The organism is Vibrio sp. 10N.222.46.A1 (genome assembly GCF_041473595.1).
Classification (GTDB): Bacteria; Pseudomonadota; Gammaproteobacteria; order Enterobacterales; family Vibrionaceae; genus Vibrio; species Vibrio tasmaniensis_A.
In genome coordinates this window covers 1-1,867 of record NZ_JBFRSN010000897.1, presented here as the reverse complement: position 1 = coordinate 1,867, position 1,867 = coordinate 1, and the positions used below count along the sequence as shown (strand labels likewise).

Sequence of the window (1,867 nt, the reverse complement as noted above, 5' to 3'; positions counted from 1 at the left end):
GGCTGATGCAGGGTTCTATAACTCCGCGACATTATCATTCTACGAAGCTTGGCTAACGAGCTTGAGCTACTCTTTTCAGTTGTACTTTGACTTCAGTGGTTACTGCGATATGGCGATGGGTGCTGCGTTGCTATTTAATATAAAGCTACCAATCAACTTTAACTCGCCTTATAAATCATTAGATATCCAAGACTTTTGGCGTAGATGGCACATAACATTAGGAAGGTTCCTTAAGGATTACATTTACATCCCTCTTGGTGGGAGTAAGAAAAAAGAACTAACGACTTACAGCAACCTTTTCATTACATTTCTAATTGGTGGGTTATGGCATGGTGCTAGCTGGATGTTTGTTATCTGGGGAGCGTTACATGGCATGGCTCTCGTATTGCACAGAATATGGAAATCTGTTGGCGGAAACATGCCAACATGGTTAGCTTGGCTGACAACGTTTATATTCATCAATATGACATGGGTCTTTTTTAGGGCGGAAAACCTTACAACCGCCGTAAACCTATTATCTAGTATGATCGGGCTCAATCTAATCGACAAACCAATAGAGGGAATACCTTCTAACAAATTGTCATGGATTGGCACTAATTTTGACCTTCTATTTGGTATTCTTCCTAATATGGTAGCCGTAAATGCAATCCCATTCTCTACCATCTCTTTTTCTTTTTATCTATTGTCTAAAACTAATTCATATGAATTGATACAAAGAGGTGTTGGGATCGGAAAAATGATTTCAGCGGCCTTTTTGTTTGCAGCATCCATTTACATTATCAGAAGCTCATCTTCAAGTGTGTTTCTATATTTCAACTTTTAATAAGGAAAATCTCATTGAACAATAGAGTCAACATTAAAATATTTTTCTTATTAATCAGTGTTATTTTATCAATACTGCCGATTGTAAATATTTTTTCAGGTGGATTTACAAAGGAAAATCTAACTAATACAAAGTTCCTTTATTCACTTGATGTTATTGAAGGGAAAATAAACCCATATTTAGTTCCTCTAGGGGTAAGCATCAAACCTAACTCCGTTGTTGTTGGGAAAGATGGGTGGTTCTTTTTAGGCGATGACCACCAAAAAACAATTTCAGCTTACCGTACAGGCTTTCAAACTGTAGAAGTTCAGGAACGCTCATCAGTAATCATAGAATCACAGACACTCTGGAAAAAGTACTTTCAAAAGAACGGTGTTACAGACTATAAAATATTAGTCGGGCCAAATAAGAGTACAATTTACAACGAATATCTACCTCTATGGGCAAAAACCAGTAGCGAATCGATATCGCATACGCTGTATGACAATGATATCTACATCGACATCAGGCATACAATATCTGACGTTATAAATACTCAAGATTTATACTACAAGACTGATACGCATTGGAATTATTACGGTGCGGGAGTTGCTTTCAATGAGTTTATGTTACGAATCAATAATGAAGGCCTAGTTTTACCTCCTCTTAATTGGAGTAATGTCATACGGAATGATTCATATATCCATGGTGACCTTACAAGATTTCTCCGAGTTGGCAGTCTATATTCTGATCCTAATCCAATAACAGAAGCAAACAATTTACAGTTAAGTCATATCATAAGTGATTACAACAAAGATTCGGTGGTATACAAAGGCACAGCACCATTATATGGGCATAGGGATGACCTGTACTTAATCACAACACCAAAGGCACTCAATAACAAAAAAGTATTATGGTTAAGTGATTCATACGGGAACGCTTTAGCTCCTTATATGACAGCTACCTTTAGCCATATCTTGAAGCAAAACTGGAGTAAACTTTTAGGTACACAAGCGCTCGAACAGTTAATTCAAGAATGGAAACCGGATTACGTTTTTGTCACAG

2 protein-coding genes are annotated in these 1,867 nt (G+C 37.1%); both read left to right on the top strand.

Going from position 1 to position 1,867, the window contains the following annotated elements; translation table 11 throughout:
• On the top strand, positions 1 to 823 hold an 823-nt coding region (locus tag AB4496_RS21615; protein ID WP_372131924.1), incomplete at its 5' end, for an MBOAT family protein.
• 14 nt (positions 824 to 837) lie between these two features.
• A partial coding sequence (locus AB4496_RS21610; RefSeq protein WP_372131922.1) for an alginate O-acetyltransferase AlgX-related protein occupies positions 838 to 1,867 on the top strand: 1,030 nt, incomplete at its 3' end.